The 22,073-nt window shown below is 59.8% G+C and carries 21 protein-coding genes and 1 tRNA gene; 7 read left to right on the top strand and 15 right to left on the bottom strand.

Features of this window, described 5'->3' with window-relative positions; genetic code table 11:
* The first annotated feature begins 242 nt into the window (after positions 1–242).
* From KGB20_RS07180 to KGB20_RS07170, 3 genes are all read left to right on the top strand, one after another.
* Positions 243–599: a type II toxin-antitoxin system RelE/ParE family toxin gene (locus KGB20_RS07180; protein ID WP_154909874.1), complete on the top strand. Its 357-nt coding sequence runs from the start codon at positions 243–245 to the stop codon at positions 597–599.
* On the top strand, positions 592–912 hold the full coding sequence (locus tag KGB20_RS07175; protein ID WP_046039442.1) for a helix-turn-helix domain-containing protein: 321 nt from the start codon (positions 592–594) through the stop codon (positions 910–912). The genes KGB20_RS07180 and KGB20_RS07175 overlap by 8 nt, the downstream gene beginning before the upstream one ends.
* Before the next feature lie 84 nt (positions 913–996).
* The gene (locus tag KGB20_RS07170; RefSeq protein ID WP_003228885.1) at positions 997–1,155 is read left to right on the top strand and encodes a YqaE/Pmp3 family membrane protein; all 159 of its coding nucleotides are present in this window, start codon (positions 997–999) and stop codon (positions 1,153–1,155) included.
* A gap of 131 nt (positions 1,156–1,286) precedes the next feature.
* Here the strand turns inward: KGB20_RS07170 and KGB20_RS07165 are convergent, their stop codons facing one another.
* The 10 genes from KGB20_RS07165 to KGB20_RS07120 form a co-directional block, all read right to left on the bottom strand.
* Positions 1,287–3,113, bottom strand: coding sequence for a S9 family peptidase (locus tag KGB20_RS07165; RefSeq protein WP_154909873.1), 1,827 nt, complete (start codon positions 3,111–3,113; stop codon positions 1,287–1,289).
* Complete coding sequence (gene pqqE, locus KGB20_RS07160; RefSeq protein WP_150814011.1) at positions 3,079–4,251, bottom strand: pyrroloquinoline quinone biosynthesis protein PqqE; 1,173 nt, start codon at positions 4,249–4,251, stop codon at positions 3,079–3,081. Before pqqE ends, KGB20_RS07165 begins: the two co-directional genes overlap by 35 nt.
* The gene (gene pqqD / locus KGB20_RS07155; RefSeq protein WP_015097086.1) at positions 4,223–4,498 is read right to left on the bottom strand and encodes a pyrroloquinoline quinone biosynthesis peptide chaperone PqqD; all 276 of its coding nucleotides are present in this window, start codon (positions 4,496–4,498) and stop codon (positions 4,223–4,225) included. Before pqqD ends, pqqE begins: the two co-directional genes overlap by 29 nt.
* Positions 4,495–5,247 carry a pyrroloquinoline-quinone synthase PqqC gene (pqqC, locus tag KGB20_RS07150; protein ID WP_007993179.1) on the bottom strand — a complete coding sequence of 251 codons (753 nt, stop codon included), beginning with the start codon at positions 5,245–5,247 and terminating at the stop codon, positions 4,495–4,497. The genes pqqD and pqqC overlap by 4 nt, the downstream gene beginning before the upstream one ends.
* A 124-nt stretch (positions 5,248–5,371) precedes the next feature.
* Positions 5,372–6,283: a pyrroloquinoline quinone biosynthesis protein PqqB gene (gene pqqB, locus KGB20_RS07145; RefSeq protein WP_090451766.1), complete on the bottom strand. Its 912-nt coding sequence runs from the start codon at positions 6,281–6,283 to the stop codon at positions 5,372–5,374.
* Between the two features lie 81 nt (positions 6,284–6,364).
* Complete coding sequence (gene pqqA, locus KGB20_RS07140) at positions 6,365–6,439, bottom strand: pyrroloquinoline quinone precursor peptide PqqA (protein ID WP_003444522.1); 75 nt, start codon at positions 6,437–6,439, stop codon at positions 6,365–6,367.
* A gap of 158 nt (positions 6,440–6,597) precedes the next feature.
* Positions 6,598–9,027 (bottom strand): pyrroloquinoline quinone biosynthesis protein PqqF, encoded by a 2,430-nt coding sequence (pqqF, locus tag KGB20_RS07135; RefSeq protein ID WP_154909872.1) that lies wholly within the window; start codon positions 9,025–9,027, stop codon positions 6,598–6,600.
* Between the two features lie 38 nt (positions 9,028–9,065).
* Positions 9,066–9,860, bottom strand: a complete 795-nt coding sequence (locus KGB20_RS07130) for a carbon-nitrogen hydrolase family protein (protein WP_154909871.1) — start codon at positions 9,858–9,860, stop codon at positions 9,066–9,068.
* 12 nt (positions 9,861–9,872) lie between these two features.
* Positions 9,873–11,555: a flavin monoamine oxidase family protein gene (locus KGB20_RS07125; RefSeq protein ID WP_154861035.1), complete on the bottom strand. Its 1,683-nt coding sequence runs from the start codon at positions 11,553–11,555 to the stop codon at positions 9,873–9,875.
* A 222-nt stretch (positions 11,556–11,777) separates the two neighbouring features.
* Positions 11,778–12,239 (bottom strand): Lrp/AsnC family transcriptional regulator, encoded by a 462-nt coding sequence (locus KGB20_RS07120; protein ID WP_046039454.1) that lies wholly within the window; start codon positions 12,237–12,239, stop codon positions 11,778–11,780.
* 186 nt (positions 12,240–12,425) lie between these two features.
* Here KGB20_RS07120 and KGB20_RS07115 point away from each other — a divergent pair, with 186 nt between their 5' ends.
* Both KGB20_RS07115 and KGB20_RS07110 read left to right on the top strand, forming a co-directional pair.
* Positions 12,426–14,780 (top strand): glucose/quinate/shikimate family membrane-bound PQQ-dependent dehydrogenase, encoded by a 2,355-nt coding sequence (locus tag KGB20_RS07115; protein ID WP_154909870.1) that lies wholly within the window; start codon positions 12,426–12,428, stop codon positions 14,778–14,780.
* A gap of 184 nt (positions 14,781–14,964) precedes the next feature.
* On the top strand, positions 14,965–15,645 hold the full coding sequence (locus KGB20_RS07110) for a peptidase M41 (RefSeq protein ID WP_154909963.1): 681 nt from the start codon (positions 14,965–14,967) through the stop codon (positions 15,643–15,645).
* A 15-nt stretch (positions 15,646–15,660) separates the two neighbouring features.
* Here the strand turns inward: KGB20_RS07110 and KGB20_RS07105 are convergent, their stop codons facing one another.
* The 3 genes from KGB20_RS07105 to KGB20_RS07095 form a co-directional block, all read right to left on the bottom strand.
* Entirely contained in the window at positions 15,661–16,089 is a 429-nt protein-coding gene (locus KGB20_RS07105) for a hypothetical protein (protein WP_102670864.1), read from the bottom strand.
* Positions 16,079–16,681 carry a nucleotidyltransferase domain-containing protein gene (locus tag KGB20_RS07100; RefSeq protein ID WP_102670865.1) on the bottom strand — a complete coding sequence of 201 codons (603 nt, stop codon included), beginning with the start codon at positions 16,679–16,681 and terminating at the stop codon, positions 16,079–16,081. Before KGB20_RS07100 ends, KGB20_RS07105 begins: the two co-directional genes overlap by 11 nt.
* 68 nt (positions 16,682–16,749) lie before the next feature.
* The gene (locus tag KGB20_RS07095) at positions 16,750–16,980 is read right to left on the bottom strand and encodes a DUF3077 domain-containing protein (RefSeq protein ID WP_154909962.1); all 231 of its coding nucleotides are present in this window, start codon (positions 16,978–16,980) and stop codon (positions 16,750–16,752) included.
* A gap of 450 nt (positions 16,981–17,430) precedes the next feature.
* On the opposite strand from KGB20_RS07095, the gene KGB20_RS07090 reads away from it, so the two are divergent.
* Together KGB20_RS07090 and KGB20_RS07085 are read left to right on the top strand one after the other, a co-directional pair.
* A complete protein-coding gene (locus tag KGB20_RS07090; RefSeq protein ID WP_154909868.1) occupies positions 17,431–17,796 on the top strand; it encodes a type II toxin-antitoxin system RelE/ParE family toxin in 366 nt (121 codons plus the stop codon).
* Positions 17,789–18,094 carry an XRE family transcriptional regulator gene (locus tag KGB20_RS07085; protein WP_008051594.1) on the top strand — a complete coding sequence of 102 codons (306 nt, stop codon included), beginning with the start codon at positions 17,789–17,791 and terminating at the stop codon, positions 18,092–18,094. The genes KGB20_RS07090 and KGB20_RS07085 overlap by 8 nt, the downstream gene beginning before the upstream one ends.
* 74 nt (positions 18,095–18,168) lie before the next feature.
* On the opposite strand, the gene KGB20_RS07080 is transcribed toward KGB20_RS07085, so the two are convergent.
* Both KGB20_RS07080 and KGB20_RS07075 read right to left on the bottom strand, forming a co-directional pair.
* A tRNA-Ile gene (locus tag KGB20_RS07080) sits at positions 18,169–18,245 on the bottom strand.
* A gap of 15 nt (positions 18,246–18,260) precedes the next feature.
* A complete protein-coding gene (locus KGB20_RS07075; protein WP_150814000.1) occupies positions 18,261–22,007 on the bottom strand; it encodes a bifunctional diguanylate cyclase/phosphodiesterase in 3,747 nt (1,248 codons plus the stop codon).
* Positions 22,008–22,073: the final 66 nt, after the last annotated feature.

Genomic DNA, 22,073 nt, shown 5'->3' with positions numbered 1-22,073 from the left:
CCCTGTACACATTCCAGAACCGTCTCGCGGTATAACGCACGCCTCACGCCCGACACTTTTGGCGTGGGGCGTTTTTTTGTGGCCGGTTTTTTCCAAAGGCAGTTTCGGCTTGAGCGGTTAACACATTAATGGCTTTCTAGCGTGCATCGGCAGGGAGTGCCGGTACCAGCGAAACGGTGTTGCTGTCGCGTTGGTTTTGATTTCTATACCACTGAGTGGTATGTTTTATGGAAGGGATGCCCATGTCACCAAGGCTGTTCAAGACAAAGCGCTTCGCAATGCAGGCTGCCAAGGCCTGGATCGGTGATGACGAGCTCCGGGAGGCATTCACCGAAATGCTCAATGGTCGGGCTGACAATTTGGGTGGCGGGGTCTGGAAGAAGCGCTTGAATGCCAACCGCCATCGCTCGATTATCCTGGCCAGGGGCGGTGCTCATTGGGTCTATCAGTTTCTGTACGCAAAAAAAGATCAGAGCAATATCAGTCCCAGGCAGTTGCTCGACTTGCGAGAGTTGGCCAAGACATATGGTGGACTGACCGAAATGGAAATTCAGCAATTGCTGGATGCAAAGGAGTTTGTGGAGATACTAAATGAGTAAAAAATTCAAAAGTGAGCTATCGGAGTCGATCCACGAATCGGCCAGTGCCTTGTACGCCATAGGTGCAATCAGCAAGGCGACCATGCGTGAGTTCGATGAATCCTGTCTTGCAAGAGTGCCGGATGCGATTCCCGCGCAGGAGATCAAGGCACTGCGCGAGCGCAACAATGTCAGCCAACCGGTGTTCGCGCGCTACCTGAACACCAGTGCTTCCACGGTCAAGCAATGGGAAGCAGGGGATAAGCACCCCAGTGGCATGGCGTTGAAGTTGCTGAGTATCGTGCGCAAACACGGTCTGGAGATACTGGCCTGAGGAATCGGGCTGAACCCTGACAAACGGCGCAGGTCGATTAGCTGTAGGGCTCGAACGAGTCCACCCCCAATCAGGAGCTGTCCCATGGACTTTATTCGCATCATCATCGCCATCCTGTTGCCGCCACTGGGTGTGTTTCTGCAAGTAGGATTCGGCGGGGCGTTCTGGCTGAATATTCTGCTGACGTTGTGCGGTTACATTCCAGGGATCGTGCATGCGGTGTACATCATCGCCAAGCGCTGAATTTTTGCGGCGTTAGATCGATCGCTTTCGCGGGCAAGCCCGCTCCCACAGGATTTGTGCACGCAGCAGAACCTGTGGGAGCGGGCTTGCCCGCGAAGGGGACGCCACCGTTTCGGCAATGAGCGCGGGCTTCAGTCCACTGAATCCATCACCCGCCGATAAAACAACCACTCCTGCTCCAGCGCATGGGCCTGGTTACCGGCCTTGCGAAAGCCATGGCGTTCATCGGCGTAGTAATGCGCTTCGACCAGGATGCCGTTGTCCTGCAGTGCGGTGACCATGTCGCGGGTCTGTTGCGGGACGACCACGGCATCCAGTTCTCCTTGAAAGAAGATCATCGGCACGCGGATGTTGCCGGCATGCAGCAGCGGCGTGCGTGCGGCGTAGCGTTCGGCATCCAGTTGCGGATCGCCGATCAGCCAATCCAGATAGTCGCTTTCGAATTTGTGGGTCGCGCGCCCCAGCGCCACCGGGTCGCTGACCCCATACAGGCTGGCGCCGGCGCGGAACACGTTGTGAAAGGCCAAGGCGCAAAGGCTGGTGTAGCCGCCGGCGCTGCCGCCACGAATGAACGCCTGGTCGCCGTCGATCAGGCCTCGCTGCTTGAGGAAACTGACCACGGCGCAGGCGTCTTGCACATCAACATCACCCCAACTCAGGTGCAATGCCTGGCGATAGGCCCGGCCGTAACCGCTGCTGCCGCGGTAGTTGAGATCAGCCACGGCGAAGCCGCGCTGTGCCCAGTACTGGATACGCGGATCGAGCATCGGGTAACACGCCGAAGTCGGTCCGCCATGGACGAACACCACCAATGGCGGTTTCGCCTCGCCGGTCATCGCCGGGTAGAAGAAGCCGTGTGCTTCGCCTGAGCCACTTGGGTAGCACAAGGTTTGCGGGCGGCTGATCTGTTCGGGAGCAAGCGGTGCGATGCCGCCGGCCAGCACTTGCACTTGCCGGCTCTGACGGTCGATGGCGATGACCGCGGTTGAACTGACGGGCGACGCAGCGATGCAATAGATGAACTGCTCATCCACGGCGAGATGGCGGAAGCGGCTGTAGTCGCCGGTAAAGTCGGCGCTGGAGTCGCCGCCTATGCCCAGTCGGCCAAACCCGCCCTCGGTCCAACTGCCCAGATAACTGTTATCGCTCAGCGGCAACCAGGTGCTGCCGCCGAGTTGCCAGGGCGCGGGGCCATGGTCGGCGCTGGCACTTGGCAATGGGCTCAGGCCTTTTTCAGACTCTTTCCATGGCTGCCAGTAACCTGCGCGATCCGTCAGGCAATACAGGCGACCGCCGGCATCAAACCGCGGTTGTTGCACAGACTCTTGAGTGCCGTCGCCCGCCACACAACGAGCCTCGGCAAAGCCGCCGTTGGCGAGGCGCTCGGCAACCATCAAACGGGTCGCTGTCCATGGCTGATCCGGGCGACTCCACTCGATCCAGGCCAGGCGCCGGGCATCAGGGCTCAGTGTCGGTGCCGCGTAGAAATCAGCACCCTCGGCCAGCAAGTGACGTGCGCCATCCAACAGATCGATCGCCACCAATCGGTGTTGATCGCGGTGCTCCTCGACCGCCAGCACTTGCCCGTTGGCGAACTGCAGATCGCCATAACGGCACGCTCCGGACGTCAGCCTTTCGGGCGCTTCGTCTTGCAGTGATTGCCGATACAACTGCTGGTCGGCCTCATTGACGAAAACGATTCCATCGTCCGTCAGACAAAACGCTCCACCGCCATATTCGTACACCCGACTGCGCACGCTGAACTCTGGTGGCGTCAGGCATTTCGCTGCGCCGTCACGCCAATGCCAGATCCGGCACGCAGCGTCTTCGGGGCGGTATTCGTTCCAGAACAGGCCCTGTCGACCGACCTGCAGTTCGGCAAAGTCGATACCGGCGGCCACGGCTTTGGCAGCGCTGAAAGGTTCAGCTTTTGGCGATGAGGCGTGAGTTTCGTTCATTGCGAAAGGCCAGTTGGTCGATGGTCTGGGTCGCGTGCCCGGCTTCTTCGCGAGCCTTGAGGATCACGCCGTGTTGTGGCGACTTGCTGCATACCGGGTCGGCGTTGCTTGCATCGCCGGTGAGCATGAACGCCTGGCAGCGGCAGCCGCCGAAGTCTTTTTCTTTCTCGTCACAGGAGCGGCACGGCTCGGGCATCCAGTCGTACCCGCGAAAGCGGTTGAAACCGAACGAGTCGTACCAGATGTGCTGCATGCTGTGGTCGCGCACGTTGGGAAACTGCACCGGCATCTGTCGGGCACCGTGACAGGGCAGGGCGGTTCCGTCTGGCGTGACCGTCAGGAAAATACTGCCCCAGCCGTTCATGCAGGCTTTCGGGCGTTCTTCGTAATAGTCCGGTGTGACGAAAATCAGCTTGCACGGATGCCCTTCGGCTTCCAGTTTTGCGCGGTATTCGTTGGTGATGCGTTCGGCGCGCACCAGTTGCTCCTTGGTCGGCAAAAGCCCAACGCGATTGAGTTGCGCCCAGCCGTAGAACTGGCAGGTAGCGAGCTCAACGAAGTCCGCTTCCAGTGCGATGCACAACTCGATGATGCGGTCGATCTGGTCGATATTGTGCCGATGGGTGACGAAGTTCAGCACCATCGGATAACCGTGGGCCTTCACCGCCCGGGCCATCTCCAGTTTCTGCGCGAAGGCCTTTTTCGAGCCGGCCAGCAGATTGTTCACCTGCTCGTCACTGGCCTGGAAGCTGATCTGAATGTGATCGAGACCGGCCTTCTTGAAGTCGCTGATTTTCTGTTCGGTCAGGCCGATGCCGGAGGTGATCAGGTTGGTATAGAAACCCAGCTTGCGCGCTTCAACGATCAGCTCGGCGAGGTCCTGACGCACCAGCGGTTCGCCACCGGAAAAGCCAAGCTGCGCGGCGCCCATTTCCCGCGCTTCACGAAACACCTTGATCCACTGCTCGGTGCTCAGCTCTTTGCCTTGCTCGGCGAAATCCAGCGGATTGGAGCAGTATGGGCATTGCAGCGGGCAGCGATAGGTCAGCTCGGCGAGCAGCCACAGCGGCAAGCCAACCTCGGGTTTGGGCGGTACTTGCCTTGATGAATCAGGCAAGTTCGATCCAGTGCTGCGCACGGGCAACCTCCATGAATTGCTCGATGTCGTCTCCGAGTTCGGGCACGCCGGGAAACTGTTGGTCGAGCTCATTGATGATGGCCGCGACATCCCGTTCACCATCAATCAAACCGCCGATCAGCGCGGCACTTTCGTTGAGCTTGATCATGCCTTCCGGGTACAGCAGCACGTGGCCTTTTTGCGCCGGTTCGTACTGGAAGCGGTAGCCGGGACGCCAGGTCGGGGTCTTGCTGCGATCGAAACTCATAAGGTGATTCCTTTGTGCCAGACCCGTTCCCCGGTCACGCTGTGATACGGCGGGCGCTTCAGTTCGTAGGCCATGCTCATGGCATCAAGCATGCTCCAAAGAATGTCCAGTTTGAACTGGAGAATTTCCAGCATGCGCTCCTGGCCTTCACGGGTGGTGTAGTGCTGCAACGTGATCGCCAGACCATGCTCGACATCACGCCGTGCCTGGCCCAGGCGCGTGCGGAAATACTCGTAGCCGGCCGGGTCGATCCATGGGTAGTGCTGGGGCCAACTGTCCAGGCGCGATTGGTGGATCTGCGGGGCGAACAGTTCGGTCAGCGAGCTGCTCGCGGCTTCCTGCCAACTGGCGCGGCGGGCGAAATTGACATAGGCGTCCACGGCGAAGCGCACGCCGGGCAGTACCAGCTCCTGGGAACGCAGTTGGTCCGGGTCGAGGCCCACGGCCTGGCCCAGGCGCAGCCAGGCTTCGATGCCGCCGTCTTCACCGGGCGCACCGTCGTGGTCCAGCAGGCGTTGAATCCACTCGCGGCGGATCTCGCGGTCCGGGCAGTTGGCCAGAATGGCCGCGTCCTTCAGGGGGATGTTCACCTGATAGTAGAAACGGTTGGCGACCCAGCCCTGGATCTGTTCGCGGGTGGCCCGGCCTTCGTACATCGCCACGTGATAGGGGTGATGGATGTGGTAGTAGGCGCCCTTGGCGCGCAGAGCCGCTTCGAATTCGGCGGGGGACATCGGGGTGTCAGTCATTGCGGTTCTCCGGGGAACAACCAGGATATGTGTTGCTGCTGCCGGCCTCATCGCGAGCAAGCTCGCTCCCACAGGGGAATGCGGTCAACTGTGGGAGCGAGCTTGCTCGCGATAGGGCCATCCGCTACAGCACAATACTCATGCCGTCATACGCCACTTCAACCTGACGCCGATCCAGTTCCGCGCGTTCTGGCGAGTCTTCATCGAGAATCGGGTTGGTGTTGTTGATGTGGATAAGTACTTTGCGCTGGTTGGGCAATTGCTCAAGCACTTCGAGCATGCCACCGGGGCCGCTCTGCGCCAGGTGTCCCATCTCGCGACCGGTGCGGGTGCCGACGCCGCGACGCTGCATTTCATCGTCATCCCACAACGTTCCATCGACCAGCAGGCAATCGCTGCCGGCCATGATTTCCAGAAGCCCTTCATCCACCTTGCCCAGGCCCGGTGCGTAGAACAGTTTGCCGCCGGTGTTGAGGTCTTCGACGATCAGGCCGATGTTGTCGCCCGGATGGGGGTCGAAGCGGTGTGGTGAGTACGGCGGCGCGGCACTGCGCAACGGCAGCGGGGTGAAGCGCAGGTTCGGGCATGCCGGTACGCTGAAGCTCTGGTCGAGTTCGATGCGATTCCAGGTCAGCCCGCCATTCCAGTGGTTGAGCATGGTGAACAGCGGAAATCCGGTGCTCAGGTCTTCATGGACCATGTCGGTGCACCAGACCTGATGCGGGCAGCCTTCGCGCAACATGAGCAGGCCGGTGGTGTGGTCGATCTGGCTGTCCATCAGGATGATCGCGCCGATCCCGGTATCGCGCAGGGCGCGGCCCGGCTGCATCGGGGCGAAGCCCTGGAGTTGGGCGCGGATGTCCGGGGAGGTGTTGCACAGCACCCAGTTCACGCCGTCATCGGAAATCGCGATGGACGATTGCGTCCGCGCCTTGGCCCGCAGGCTGCCGTCGCGAAAGCCCGCGCAGTTCACGCAGTTGCAGTTCCACTGGGGGAAGCCACCGCCGGCAGCGGAACCTAGAATCTGGACAAACATGGACGCTCCATCATTTCAACGCTGAAAATAAAACGCCTCGGATAACCGAGGCGTTGTGCTGCATCTCTGCCAAAGCTGAGATTAGCGGCTTGCGAAGTACATGGTGACTTCAAAGCCAATACGCAGGTCGGTGTAAGCCGGTTTGGTCCAGGCCATAAATTGAACTCCTTCAGGTAGGGTAGGACAGCGCTATCTATAGGTATAGTCCACCTCAAATCAGAGAGGTTCCAGATAGTTAGGTTGCTATGTTACTCAAAATTTCAAAGAAATTGCCCGTGAAACTTTGAGAAAGCTCCTTGCAGCCCCGGTAATGATCATTTTGCCGCTTGCCATGGCGCACCCGGGGTAACGCTGTTGGCAAGGCACAGCCAGCCGCCTTCGGCCTGATTCAGGCGTTGGGCCGCAGCCAGTAGAACGCTCCGGTCAATGCGCACAATGGCCTCGGGCAGGTGCGTCAGATAATCCGACGAGCGGCCGGCCAGTTTGCCTTGCCAGAGCAGTTCGGCCGCTTGAGCCGTGGTGAGCGCAGCGCTGCAAAACTGATCCGCCAGAGCCTGGCGTTGAGCGTTGAAGGTGGTGTCGTCGAGTGCGTTGATCAGTTCCGGCAATCGATTCAGGAATTGCTCGATGTGTTGCAGCAGCTCCACAGGCGCAACGCTTGGCGATTGCACGCCGAACAGCATCCCGGTTTGCCCGTGAATCTGCCGCAGGGCGCTGAACACCGCATAGCCGAGTTGCAACTCCACCCGCAGGCGTTGGTAGAACGGTGTCTGGCAGACATGCGCGAGCAAACGCCACGCGGCTTCGTCGGCCATTTCCTGGGTGGCTGCAGGACAGAACAGCAGCAACGCGTGCTCGCTGGAGGCGGTATCGACAGTGCTCCACAGATGCCGTGCAAGGATCGAAGAGGGCGGCGTCAGTTGATTGTCCGGCGTGCCGGGTATGCGGCTCAAGGCCAGGCCCATAGCCGCTTGAGTCTGAGCCGATAACCCGATGGCCAGCCCATCCCATCGCGCACTCGACCAGAGTGGCTGCACGTCATCCGAGTTCGCGGACTGCCCGAGGCAGTGTTCGGGTAATGCCTTGAGCAGTTGTCGAATCGGTATTGGCGCAACGCTCGTCGATTCGGCTTGTGAGACAGCGGCGTCAGGTTTTGTCAGTTCTTTCAGCACATGCTCCAGGACGCTGGGCATCGGCTCCTGTAGCCCGTTCAGTTTGAGCAGCCATTCGTTGCCCGATGCACTGAAGGAAAATTCCACACCGGCCTGGTGCGCGTCTTCGCGTAACGGTTGCAGGTGGTTTTCCAGCCGTGATTGAAGGTGGCTGCCAGGAGCCGAGTCCAGACGCCAGCGCAGATAAATCGCGCCTTCAGCACCGTTGTCTGGCCATGCCTGGCTGAATTGCATCGGCGAACGTTCACGACGGCTGCGCGAACGGTCCTGGGCAAAAGTGCGCAGGCCTCGGTGGGCGCTGGTCTGGCCACGAATCAATCCGGCGTTGGCTGCCGGTGCTTCGGCGCACAAGAACGGGTTGGGTGTTGGCAGTTGCCATGGGCCGCTGAAGTTATCCACAGCGCCGATTTGTTGAAGGATTTGCTTGAGGGCTGTAACACCCGGCTCGGATAACCCGACTTCGCGTTGTTCGCTGTCCAGTCGGGCCAGTTGCAAGGCGCCGCTGACTTGCTGTTGGCGCTGGAGCAGGGTGGCGTACTCTTCGCGCAATCGGCTCCAGTCTTGCGCGGCAAAGAAACCGAGCCAATCCATCAAGCGTTCGCGGATGCCTGAAGCCGGGTCTGCGGTGGGCAGGGTGAATTCGATATGCAGCAAGGCTTGCCCGGCGAACTGGTACAGTGGCTGGGCTTTGAGGTGATCGGCCAGCCCGCGCTCGCGCAGGTCCGCCATTAAGCCACCGGGTTTTGCCAGGTTCAGCCAGTGGCACAGGAACGCCAACGCATCGGCAGAGAAATCTGGCTGCACTTCAAGGGCAAACAGCAGATCCAGGCGTCGCTCGCCAGTCTGTTGATAACTGTTGGTTGAGGCGTCCATCAGCGGTACTGGGGGCAGTTGAGTGGTTGTCTGGCCTTTGGCAATGACACTGCCAAAGGCTTCGGCCATTGCCTTCAACTCAACGAGGCTCTGTGGCCCGGCCAGGCTCAAGGTCATTTGCCCGGTCTGGTAAAACCGCTGATAAAAATCCTGCAGCGCCTGCTGAAACTCGGGTTGTTGCAGTGGCAGACTGTCGCGATTGCCGGCATGAAAACCCCGTAGTGGATGAGCCTCGGCCAGGCCATTGAACAGCGCAAATTGCTGCTGCGCCTTGGCATCCTGCGACCAGGCGACAAACTCTGCCTGCAGCACTTCCCGTTCCCGCTGCTGGTCGTCCGGATTCATACGCGGATGGGCGAGCATGTCTGACAGACGCTCCAGCCCACCGGCAAACGCCTGGGGTGGCAGTTCGAAAAAGTAGTCCGTGGTGCGTTCGCTGGTCCGCGCGTTTACCTGGCCGCCATGACTCTGGACGTAGGCCATCAACCCTTGCCCGGCGGGAAAACGCTCAGTGCCCAGAAACAGCAGATGCTCAAGAAAGTGCGCCAGGCCGGGCCACGCCAGCGGCACATCATGGCTGCCCGCGGCCACCCGCAACGCTGCTGCGCAACGCTTCAAATTCGGGGCATGACGCAGCGTCACCTGCAGGCCATTGGCCAAGGTTTCAGTGTGGGGGCGAGGGTGATTCAGCGCGGGCATGGGCACTTCCAGAACAGTGAAGTGCCAATGCTAGCGGATTAGGACTTGTTCAGCTCGCCGTAAAGCTCGGGGCGGCGATCGAGGAGGTAGCGATTGGCGGCGCGGGATTCGACCATCAACTGACGATCCAGCTCGCCGACAATCAGCGATTCATCCAGTCCCGCCTGAGCGATGCGACTGCCATCCGGCGCAGCGATGCTGCTCTGGCCGCAGTAGTGGATGTCGCCTTCGTGCCCACAGTAATTGGCATAAGCCACGTAGCACTGGTTTTCGAAGGCGCGGGCGCGCACGGTGACATCGGCGACGAAATCGAACGGAATCATGTTCGCAGTCGGCACCAGGATCAGCTCGGCACCGGCCAGGGCCAGGCGTCGGGCGTTCTCCGGAAATTCCAGGTCGTAGCAGATCAGGAAGCCGAGCTTCCAGCCGTTGAGCTCAACGATGGGAAACTCGTCGGAACCTGCGCTGAACATCGAGTGATCCAGATCGCCGAACAGATGGGTTTTGCGGTAGTTGCAGACGCGCTCGCCGTCAGAGCCGATCAACTGCACGGCGTTGTAGATTTGTCCGTCCTCGGTGCGCTCGGGATAGCCATACAAAATGGCGATCCCGGCAGCCTTGGCAATGCGCGCAACCTGCTGCGCCGACTCACCGTTGTACACCTCCGCCAGCACGCTGACGGCATCGACGCCGATGTTGTAGCCAGTCAGGAACATCTCCGGCAGCACCAGCAGATCGGCGCCTTTTGCCTCCAGCGCAAGCTGCTGCAAGCGTTGCAGGTTGCCGACGACATCCAGGGGCAGCGGCGGACATTGGTAAAGGGCTACGCGCATTTCGGATTCCTCTTACTCGGGCAGGGCGATCGGTCCGATCTCGTTGAACACATCTCCTGGACCCGGATTCTCGGCGTGAGTTGCACCGCCGAAATGTTTCATGATGCCCCACACTGCGTTGAGCGAGGTCTGTACCGCGCCCTCAACCCAGGCCGGCGTCCACGAAACGTCGTCGCCGGCGATGAAGATCCCGCGCTGTTCGGCTGGCATGTCGTCCTGCATGAAGTGGGCGTACATGCGCTGGTTGTAGCGGTAGTGGCCGGGCAGGGCGCCTTTGAACGCGCCGAGGAAATGCGGGTCGGCTTCCCACGAAACGGTGATCGGGTCGCCGATGATCCGCGCGGCGATGTCGACTTTCGGGTAGATCTTTTTCAGTGCATCCAGCGCCAGTTTCACGCGTTTTTCCACCGGTTGGGGCAGCATTTTCAGCGCGTCGCTCATCCACGAGTACGACAGGCAGATCACCCCCGGCTTGTCGTCGCCGTTGTCGAACAGATAAGTGCCACGGGTCAAGCGGTCGGTGAGGGTCATGCTCATCAGGTCGCGACCGGTTTCCGGATCCTTGTCCTTCCAGAACGGGCGGTCGACCATCACGAAAGTCTTCGACGACTGCATGTAGCGGGTGCGGTCCAAAGCCATCCACATTTTTTGCGAGAACAGGGTTTCGTCGCATTCGATCTGGGTGGTCAGCAGCCAGCTCTGGCAGGTGGTCAGTACGGCCGCGTATTCGCGGGTGTCACCCCAGTTGTCGGTGACGGCGAAACGGCCGCCCGGCGCGTGGGCAATCTTCTTCACGCCGGTACGCGGTGCGCCGTTGTGCAGCGAGCTGAGGCTGGTGCCGACCGGCCAATGCGCGCAACGCTCCGGCACATGGCGCCAGATGCCTTGTGGCACCTGTTCCACGCCGCCGACCACCAGGTGCTGGTGATCGTCGCAATTGGTCATCACCACGCGGAAGATTTCCAGCATCGAGTTCGGGAAGTCCGAATCCCAGCCGCCGGTGCCGAAACCGACTTGGCCGAACACTTCACGGTGATGGAACGAGAGCTTGGCGAACGCCTTGGACGTGGCGACGAAGTCGTAGAAGGTGCGGTCGTCCCACAGCGGCACCAAGGTGTTCCACAGCTCCTTGAGGCGCGGGACGTCGCGGTCGCGAATGGCTTGCTGGATATCGGAGAACTGCGAGCCGGCTTCCAGGGCATCGGCCCAGGCGTCAGCCACTTCCTGGAACAGTGCAGGAAGGTCCGACAGCTTCTGTGCGTAATGGGTCTGACCTTCGAGGTCGATCACCGTGCTGCCCGACGCGGGCGTAAGCGGGTTGGGAAAAGGTTTGGTTTCCAGACCCAGTTTGTCGACGTAGTGATAGAACGCGGTTGACGACACCGGGAAGCGCATCCCGCCCAGTTCGGCAACGATGCCTTCGGCGCCATTGAATGCCTGGGAGCGCAGACGGCCACCCATTTTCGAAGCTTCGTAGACGACCGGTTTCAGGCCCAGCTTCATCAACTCATACGCCGCCACCAGGCCGGCGATCCCGCCGCCGACAATCGCCACTTCGGCACCGTGATTGTGCTCGGGAATACTGCCCAGCCCGGCCGGGTGTTCGATCCAGTCGTCGAAGGCGAAAGGAAAGTCCGGGCCGAAAATGGTGACTGGTTTCTTACCGTCTGCAGGATGGCGATTGTTCTTGTTCATGGCTGACCTTGCTGGCGACCCGACGCGCAATGCGCATCTGAGTATAGGAAAAGATGCCAGCCATTCTAGAGAGCACGGAACACGTTAATAAGACGCAAAGTGTCGTCATTTTGCTATTTGTTTGATCAGTATGACGATCTATCAATACACACTGACCACTGTGGGAGCGGGCTTGCCCGCGAAGAGGCCAGCTCTGGCACCCAAAAAACTACAGGCAGAAACTCAAACCGGCTGCCCCCGATCAATCTTGCTGCTCAAGATGATCGAAGTCGTGGTCTTCTCCACCCCATCCACACTGCCAATCTGGTCCAGCAACTGATCCAGCTGCTCCGGCGAATCGGTGCGCAACCACGCCACATAATCAAATTCGCCACTCACCGCACACAACTGCTGCACCTGCGCCATCGCGCTCAGGCGCCGCAGCACCTCCTTGCCGGAGCGTGGTTGCACGGTGATCCCCACATACGCCTGCAACCCGCCATCCACCACCCGCTGCCCGAGGCGCACGCCGTAACCGGTGATCACCTTGGCCTTTTCCAGCCGCGCCAGGCGCGACGTCACTGTGGTGCGGGCAATGCCCAATTGCCGGGCGAGCATGGCCACGCTCTCGCGGGCGTTGATCTGCAGGGCGGCAATCAGTTGGCGGTCGATTTCATCGAGAACAGGCGTGCGAGTGTCAGGCAAAGGGTTATCTCCAGCGGCATGGATCAGTGCGCAAGCATGTTACAGGCAGTTTCTGCAGGACGCTCGCGACGGAGATTTGATCTAGCCTCAATCACCGTTCATGACATTTTTGCCTGCGACAAATTGCCATAAGTAACTAGGTAGTACATTATTCTGCTCTTGTCACAAATGGGGAAAATTTCCGACATGAACAATTCTGGGGCTGCCGCCGGCAGTAAATGGTTGCTGGCGGGGCTGGGTGTGCTGATTGCACTGATCGGGCTCGGCCTGGCCGGTGGCGGTGGTTATCTGATCGCGCTGGGTGGCAGTTGGTATTTCCTGCTGATGGGGCTGGCGATGCTGGCGTCCGGGTTGATGATTGCCCGGCGCAAGCCGCTCGGCGCCTGGCTGTATGGTGTGGCGTTGGCCCTCACTGCGATTTGGGCCGTTTGGGATGCGGGCCTCGAATACTGGCCGCTGGTCTCACGGATACTGACCTTTGCCGTGATCGGTCTGGTTGTGGCGCTGATCTATCCGACCCTGGTCCGTGCTTCGGGCGCGACCGGCGGGCGTGGCGCTTATGGTCTGGCTGGCATTTTGGGTGTCGCAGTCGTTGCGACGATGGCCTACATGTTCGTGCCGACCCACGTGGTCAAGGCCACCACCGAACCTGCGGTAACGCCGGTCACTCCGGGCACCGAACAGAAAGACTGGGCGCACTGGGGCAACACTACCGCCGGTAATCGCTTTGCCGCCCTGGACCAGATCAACAAGGGCAACATCGACAAATTGCAGGTCGCCTGGACCTTCCGCACCGGCGATATTCCGCAAAGCACCGGTGCCGGCGCCGAAGACCAGAACACTCCACTGCAAATCGGTGACACCGTCTACACCTGCACCGCCTACGGCAAAGTCTTCGCCCTGGATGCCGACACCGGCGCCCAGCGCTGGAAGTTCGACCCGCAAGGCACCGCGCCCAACTGGCAGCGTTGCCGTGGTCTGGGTTACTCCGAAACCCCGGTGTCTTCGGACAATCAGCCAGCAGCCTGTACGAAACGTCTGTTTCTGCCGACCGGCGACGCGCGTCTGATCGCCATCAACGCCGACACCGGCAAGCCCTGCGAAGAGTTCGGCAACAAAGGCACCGTTGACCTGACCACTGACATGGGCGAAGTGAAGCCCGGTTACTACCAGCAAACCTCGACCCCATTGGTCGCTGGGGACGTAGTGATCGTCGGCGGTCGCGTGGCCGATAACTACTCCACCGGCGAACCACCGGGTGTAGTCCGCGCCTACGACGTACGCAGTGGTGAACTGGTATGGGCATGGGACCCGGGCAACCCTTACACCACCAAACGCCCACCTGCTGGCGAGACCTACACCCGTGGCACGCCGAACGTGTGGTCGGCCATGTCCTACGACGCCAAGCTCGGTCTGGTGTACCTGCCGACTGGTAACGCGACGCCAGACTTCTTCGGCGGCCAACGTACCAAGTTCGACGACAAGTGGAGCTCGTCCATCGTCGCTATCGATGTGAAGACCGGCCAGGTACGCTGGCACTTCCAGACCACTCACCACGACCTGTGGGACTTTGACCTGCCGGCACAGCCACTGCTGTACGACGTGCCGGACGACAAGGGCGGCACCCAGCCAGCCCTGGCGCAAGTCACCAAGCAGGGCGAGATCTTCCTGCTAAACCGCGAAACCGGCGTGCCTATCGCCCGCGTCGAAGAGCGCCCGGTGCCGCAAGGCAAGGTTCCCGGCGAACGCTACTCGCCAACCCAGCCGTTCTCGGTGGACATGCCGTCAATCGGCAACAAGACCCTGACTGAATCCGACATGTGGGGCGCCACGCCGTTTGACCAGTTGATGTGCCGCATCCAGTTCAAAGGCATGCGCCATGAAGGCGTCTACACCCCGCCGGGCATGGATCGCGCCCTGCAATTCCCCGGCTCGCTGGGCGGCATGAACTGGGGCAGCGTCTCGGTTGATCCGAACACCCACTACATGTTCGTCAACGACATGCGCCTGGGCCTGGCCAACTACATGATTCCGCGCGACAAGATCAAAGCCGGGGCCAGCGGTATCGAAATGGGCGTGGTACCGCAGGAAGGCACGCCGTTCGGCGCCATGCGCGAGCGCTTCCTCTCGGCGGTCGGCATTCCGTGCCAGAAACCACCGTTCGGCACCATGTCGGCCATCGACCTCAAGACCCACAAGCTGGTGTGGCAAGTCCCGGTCGGCACCGTGCAAGACACCGGCCCGCTGGGCATCCGCATGCACCTGCCGATCCCTATCGGCATGCCGACCCTCGGCGCATCGCTGGCCACCCAGTCGGGCCTGCTGTTCTTCGCTGGCACCCAGGACTTCTACCTGCGCGCCTTCGACACCGGCAACGGCAACGAAATCTGGAAATCGCGTTTGCCAGTGGGCAGCCAGTCCGGGCCGATGACTTACGTATCGCCGAAAACCGGCAGGCAGTACATCCTGCTGACGGTGGGCGGTGCGCGGCAGTCGACCGATCGTGGGGATTATGTGATTGCCTATGCTTTGCCCAAATAAGGTGATGTAGGAGCGAGCTCGCTCGCGAAGGTCGTGAACGATAACGCTTGCTGTCTGGATGGACGCGGTGCGTTCAAGTCCATCGCGAGCAGGCTCGCTCCTACATTATTGTGCGGGGCGACAGGATGGACAGCGACCGTCACTCGTAGTCGAATGCGAGAACGAAGGTTCCGAGGCAATGGATATGACGAGGAAGATGCCCCCCGCAGTACGCGATCATGCCCTGCAGATCGCCCACCACGAAATGGGCCACTACGTCGTGGCCCGCGCCCTGGGGTTTGAAACGGGCGGCGTGACCCTGACGGTGACTATGGATCTGCGGCACCAGGGAGGGGCCTGCATTACGCTGGTGCGCCCGATTTCGTCGATGGAAGCCATGAAGGAGCATCTGGAAGCCCGGATGATGGTGCTCCTGGCTGGCGCAATGGCGCAAACACTGCCTTCAAAACCTTCAGCCGCCAAACGCGTCGACAAGCCGAAAGCCACAGCCATCCTCAAAGGCGGGCAGGGGGCGGAACAGGATTACGCAAAAATCAGGGAGCTTCAGCATCTGCTGCGCAATATCACTTGCCCCGATACCGATCTTGCGTCGTCTGAGCAGATAGCGGCGGAGCTTAAAGCGATGACAGATCGGGTTTGGATTCGGACTCAAGGAATTATCGAAGATCAGGCCGTTACGATTGCCGAATTGGCGGCGACATTGGTCGACGGCATGGTGCTCGTTGAGCAATGGGGGCGGGGGGCGGATACGTATGAGGTTGTGTACACCGGGCTGATGCTGGAACGGTTGCGGGCGGTGCAGGCCATCCCTTCGTTACGTGTTTGGACTGACAGTTGCAGTGATGCCGTTCAGTACTGGAAATAACGAAGAGCTGAAGTGTTATTTGCTATCAAACATTGTGTCTTGTACCCGTAGCAACAGTGCATCAGTCGCCCCTAGTAGCTCAGCCAGAAGGGTTTCGTCCACATCCATATAACCTTCGTACTCAGCCAGATTGCGGCGCTCGTGACAAAGCGCAAACAGGCGTACCTGGATTTTGTTCAGACCGAGAGTATGTACAAGGCACTGAAACACCAGATAACGGCGGTCAGAGCGAAAACCCTGTAGACGCATGGCCGTCAGTGCCAGGGCATGTGCAGCGTTGTAGGCGAGGTCGAAGCGACTGGCGAAGGACAGGGCCGAACTGTGAGCATCCTTCAAACGGTCCGTGGCCGATCTAAGCAGCCCTTCACATTCCTTGCGATCTGGAGGTTCGGCTTTGAGGCCGCCGCTACGCACCAGGTTCTCCAGATTTTCGTTACTGCCCATCGGCTACCTCTGCTGGATTGCGGCCAATCAAATCAATTTTGTCCTGTTGTTCAACCCGCACTACAAAACTGTTGCCGGCCGCCTTCTTGGCTTGCCAGTCGGCCAGGGTGTAGAGCGTTGGGTTAATGGTGCGGCCTAGTTGTTCCTCTACGGGTAGTACCCGTTCCATCAAGTCGCTGTAACTGAGATTTTCGCCAATCAACATCAGGTCAATGTCACTGCCTGCATGCTCGTTACCCTTGGCAATGGAGCCATAGATGAACGCCCATACCAACTGATCAGACAGTGGAGACAATGCCGCACGCAGCTGCTCTGCTATGCCAAAAGTTTTACGCACTATCCCAAGCAATTCAACATAGATGGGGCACTCAGGGTTGGCCTGGTAGTGTGTCTGATTACCCCGTCGACTCATGGTGAGAATGCCTGCGCCATGCAGACGCTCCAGCTCACGCATCAGGCTGCCCTTGCCGACCTGCGCCCAGCGGGATATTTCATTGGCATAGAAGCTCTGATCCGGTTTGCCATACAACATGCCCAGCACTTTTTGCTGGGTGGCAGTAAAGAGAGCATCGCTTAGCGGGATGGCAGGCATGGTCGACTCAGTAAGTCCCAAAAAGGGAACGATAGGTCCCTTTTTGGGAATTATCAACTCTGCCGTGATTATCTGTTTTTCGATGGGTCTGCTTCCTTTCTCATTTGAACAGGCCGCCGCGTCAGCACCTTCACCACATTATCAATCACCGCTTTGCTCATCGTCGTCAGGTAATGCGCGGCCCAGGCGTGGCGGTTGGAGTCTTGGGCCAGAGCGTCGGCGATGGGGACGTTGCGGCAGACGTGGAACAGAGGTTGATCCGAGAGGTACAGGAAGGGTGTGAAGCCGACGGTTTTCAGGTCTGAGGCTCAGGATCACACAATACAAGCAATCGTGATGAGGGCGCTGTTGCGACTAGAGTTCGACGGGTTTTCAAGCCCGATCGCTGAATGGTCAGCGACGTCCGGAGACTATCCCGTCGAAGAAAAGCGCAACAAGGCGGCAAAGTGCCCAAACGCAAGATTCGGAGTTTGCCTACAAGGTTTACGGACGTCATCCGATATTGCGACACCCTCAGTAAACGAAGACTCGCGCGACGAGCGATTTTCCAGGCTGGTGCATCCACTGACTAGTTGAGCCAAACGCCTGATTCCCGCGTTGTCATGAGGGCACTGAAGCAATTGGCGAAACAGCAAACCCTCTACCAGTAACCGTCGTTAACAATTGACAGAGGAATCAGGGTGGTTGGGCACCTCTGAAGCTCATACATTTATTCCTTTGAGGTTATATTCCTTTGATGGCATATTTGTATGAAATGGGACGTCGAATACACGGATGAATTTGAGGCTTGGTGGGATCACCTGAGCGAGGCCGAACAGGACTCGGTTCAGGCGACGGTGATGTTGCTGGGCGAGGATGGTCCACACTTGGGTTTTCCATATACCAGCGATATCAAGGGTTCACGGCATGGCAACCTTCGTGAGTTAAGAGTGCAGCATGCTGGCAGGCCGTACCGTGTGCTGTACGCGTTTGATCCACGGCGCAGCGCGATTCTGCTGATTGGCGGTGATAAAACCGGCCAGGAGCGTTGGTATACGGAACACGTGCCACTGGCCGAACGTCTCTACGACGAGCACTTGGAAACACTGAAGAAAGAGGGCTATGACAATGGCTAAAAAATTTGCTGATTTGGTGGCGCGTCGCTCTCCAGAGTCTCAAGCGCGTGTTGAGGCCTTGCATCAGAAGCTACGAGCACAAATGCCGCTGCACGAGTTGCGCCAGGCGCAAGCGTTGAGTCAGGACACACTGGCCAGGACACTGCATGTCAACCAGGCGGCGATCTCCAAGATGGAGCGGCGAACGGACATGTACATCAGTACTTTGCGCAACTACATCCGCGCCATGGGTGGCGAGCTGGAAATCATCGCCACCTTCCCCGAGGGCCAGGTAAAGATCGAAAACTTTGCCAACTGAACGATTAAAACGTGGCTCTACGGTTTTGGGCTATTTAGATACGCAAAAGCCGCGCATTGCGCGGCTTTCTTGTTTGGTGGGCCCACACGGACTTGAACCGTGGACCAAAGGATTATGAGTCCTCTGCTCTAACCAACTGAGCTATAGGCCCTCAGTAGGTCGCGGATTATAGCGACGGTTTTGCGACTGTGCTATCCGAAAAAGCCTTTACTGCTGTACGAAGAAACGTTGCGGCAAATTCGTCGGGGGGTAGGGGCAGGCTGACGATGTAGCCCTGGATTTGTTCACAGCCTTCGGCGGCGAGGAATTGCTGTTGCGCGTGGGTCTCGACTCCTTCGGCAATCACGGTGAACTGCATGCTGCGTCCGAGGGCGATGATGGCGCGGACGATCGCCGCGTCGTGGGGATCGTCCGGCAGGCCGCGGACGAAGGACTGGTCGATCTTGAGAATGTCCAGCGGCAGGCGCTTGAGGTAACTCAAGGACGAGTAGCCGGTGCCGAAGTCATCGATGGCCAGTTGCACGCCCAGTTGTTTGAGTTGATGCAATACCGCCAGCGCTTCCTCTGCCTGGCTCATGATGAAGTTTTCGGTGATTTCCAGTTGCAGGAAACCGGGGTTGAGACCGTTGTCCTTGAGCAACTGTTCGATGCGGCCCAGCAGGTTGGGTTGGCGCAGTTGGGCGCCGGCCAGGTTGACCGACAGCGGGCCGGGATTTTCGTACAGCCGGTGCCATTCGGCCATCTGCCGGCAGGCGGTTTCCAGGACCCAGTCGCCGATTTGCAGGATCATGCCGTTTTCTTCGGCCAGCGGGATGAAGTGTTCCCGCGGCACGTCGCCAAAGGTCGGATGGTGCCAGCGGATCAGGGCTTCGGCGCCGACCAGGCTGTAGTCTTCGAGGCTGATTTTCGGTTGGTAGCACAGGCGCAACTCGTTGCGCTCGATGGCACGGCGCAGTTCGTGTTCCAGCGCCACGCGTTCGCTGGCCTGGGCGGTGAGGTCGCGGGTGTAGCTTTCGACACGGTTGCGGCCCTTGGCCTTGGAGCGGTACATCGCGGCGTCGGCGTTCTTGATCAGTGTGGCAACGTCGCAGCCATCCTTCGGATAGAGACTGGTGCCGATGCTGGCGCTGATGAAAAACTCGTGTTCACCGGCCTGGAACGGCGCGGCGAAACAGTTGAGAAGTTTGGTGGCGATGTGGTCGGCATCGCTGGATTGTTGCAGGCCCGGCAGCAGGATAATGAATTCGTCACCCCCCAGGCGCGCCACGGTATCGATGTCACGCAACTGCTCCTTGAGGCGCACGGCAATGCCCTTGAGCAGCAGGTCGCCGACCGGGTGGCCGAGGCTGTCGTTGATGTGTTTGAAGCGGTCGAGGTCGAGGAACAGCACCGCGCCCTGGCCGCCGTTTTCCTGCTGGCTGTTGAGCGCCGTCAGCAGGCGGCTTTCGAACAGCGTGCGGTTCGGCAGGCCGGTCAGCGGGTCGTGGTGTGCCTGGTAGTCGAGTTTGGCCTGGGCGTGCTTGAGGCTGGAAATGTCGGCGAACACCGCGACAAAGTGGGTGATGAAGTTTTCCCGGTTGCGCACGGCACTGATGGTCAGCCAGCTTGGATACAGCTCGCCATTCTTGCGTCGGTTGGAAATCTCGCCTTGCCAGTGGCCTTCGGCGGTCAATTGATGCCACATGGCCGCGTAGAACGCGCTGTCATGCAGGCCCGAGGCGAGCAGGCGTGGCGTGTGGCCCAGGGCTTCGCTTTCGCTGTAACCGGTGATTTCGGTGAAAGCACGGTTGACCGCGCTGATGTGCTGTTGGGTGTCGGTGATCAATACGCCTTCGGCGGTGCTTTCGAACACGGTGGCGGCCTGTTGCAGTTTTTCCTGCATCAGGTGCCGCTCGGTGATGTCCCGGGCGATGGTCAGCATGCAGTCGTCATCGCCAATCGGCAGTGGTCGGCTGGATACTTCACAGAGTCGGATCTGCCCGTCGCTGCGGCGGATATGGCAGCTGAAGTCGCGGACAAAACCATCGCGGCGCAGCAGATCGAGCATTTGCTTGCGTTCATTGAGGTTGACCCAGATCCCCAGGTCCAGCGCCGAACGATCCACCGACATGGCGCTGTTGAACCCGGTGATGCGGCTAAAACCGTCGTTGACCTCCAACAGCAAGCCATCGCTTTGCCGTGACAGCAGCAAACCGTCGGGGGAGGCGTGGAAGGCCTTGGCGAACTTTTCTTCGGATGTTTGCAGCTGTTGCTGGGTTTCCTTGAGTTGGGTGATGTCCCGCACCACGACCACCAGCGCCGGTGTCATGTCGAGGTCGAACGGTTCGGCGGAGATCAGGCCGGTAAACACCTGGCCGTTGCTGCGGCGAAAGGGCATTTCCAGGTTGCGGATGCTGCCGGCCTGCAAGCGTTGCAGCAGGCCCGGCCCGACACCGGGAATCCCCCAGATGTTCAGGTTGGTGGCGGTCTGGCCAATGACGTCCTCGGCCTTGAGGCCGATTTGCTCCTCGAACGCTTCGTTGACCTCCAGCAGGCAACCGTCGCTCAGGCGCGCGATCACCAGAATGTCCGGGCATTGCTGGAACACGGAGGCAAATTTCTGTTCCGACAGGCGCAGTGCTTCTTCAGTGCGCTTGGCGTCGGTGATATCGATCATCAAGCCGCGCAGCACCGGCTCATGCCCGTGCTCGATCAGGCTGACGATATCTCGCACCCACAGGCAGCGGCCGTCGGCGGTGATCACCCGGTAATCGAGGCGGTGATCGCGCCCGGCCAGTACTTCGTGATCGCAGAAGGTCTGGGCTCGGGTCAGGTCGGCGGGGTGAATGATGTTGCGCCAGAAGCCTGGAATCAGCCAATGGGACAGGGGATAGCCGAGAAGGTCTTCGGCGTGGGGCGATACATAGCTGTAGGTGAAGTCCGTGACTTTTGCTTCCCAGGCGATTGCCGACAGGCTCTCCACCAGGCCGCGGTAGTGGTATTCGCTGCTGCGCAGTTCCTGTTCAAGGTCGACCCGGCGGGCGATTTCCGAGCTCAAGCGGCGGTTGATGCGGATAACCACCGCCAGCACGGTAGTCAGCAGCAGCAATCCGGGCAGGCCGTACACCAGCAAGTCACTCCAGAAAGTTCGATGATCGAGGACGTTCCCGACCCAATGCTCCTGAATGGCGCTGATTTCAGCCGGGCTCATGTCCGCCAGGACTTTGTCGAGAATGCCGACCAGCATCTTGTTGTTGCGGGGTACACCCATGGCCAGTTGATAGCGATAGGGCGTTTCACCGCTGACATACAACCCATCGAGCTTGAGTTGGCGCAGGCTCCAGACGCTGGAAGCCAGATCGCCTACCACTGCGTCTACTTCGTCGATGGCCAGCGCCTGCAGCGCCGAACTGACGTTGGGCATCGCCACAAGGTTCAAGTCAGGATGGTGGGTGCGCAGCAGTTCGTGGGGGGCGTAGTTTTCCACCACGGCGATTTTCAGGCCGTACAGGTCTTTCAGGTTATGTGGCTGAGGACCCCCGACATGGGCCAGGATGACAATCGGAAAATCCAGATAGGGGCGGGTGAACGACAGGTAATTCTGGCGTTCCGGGGTCGACATGATGCCCGGCAGCAGGTCCAGCTTGCCCTTCTTGGCCTGTTCCAGGACGGCGGTCCAGCTCACCGGCTCGATGGGCGTGAGCCGGGTTGCCAGCCTTTTGCGGATGACCTCAATGTAATCCGCGGCAAGGCCCTGGTAGCGGCCCTCATCGTCACGAAACTCGAAGGGCGGCCATGAAGCATCGACACCCAGACGCAATTCCGGGTGAGCCGCCAGCCAGCTACGTTCTTCGTCAGTGAGAGTCAGCGCGCCAGCCGTTGCGGTCCAGGTCATCAGCGACAGCAAAAAAAGCACGGTCGGCAGTCTGGGCATAACGGTCTCGTTATGGCTCGGGGGAATGTTTCGAGTGTAGACGGCTACAGGGCGGAGGGGGGAAGC

It is taken from the genome of Pseudomonas sp. BF-R-30 (genome assembly GCF_019956175.1).
Taxonomy (GTDB): domain Bacteria; phylum Pseudomonadota; class Gammaproteobacteria; order Pseudomonadales; family Pseudomonadaceae; genus Aquipseudomonas; species Aquipseudomonas jessenii.
The sequence above is the reverse complement of the archived record's forward strand: the minus strand, read 5'-3'. Positions and strand labels throughout refer to the sequence as shown.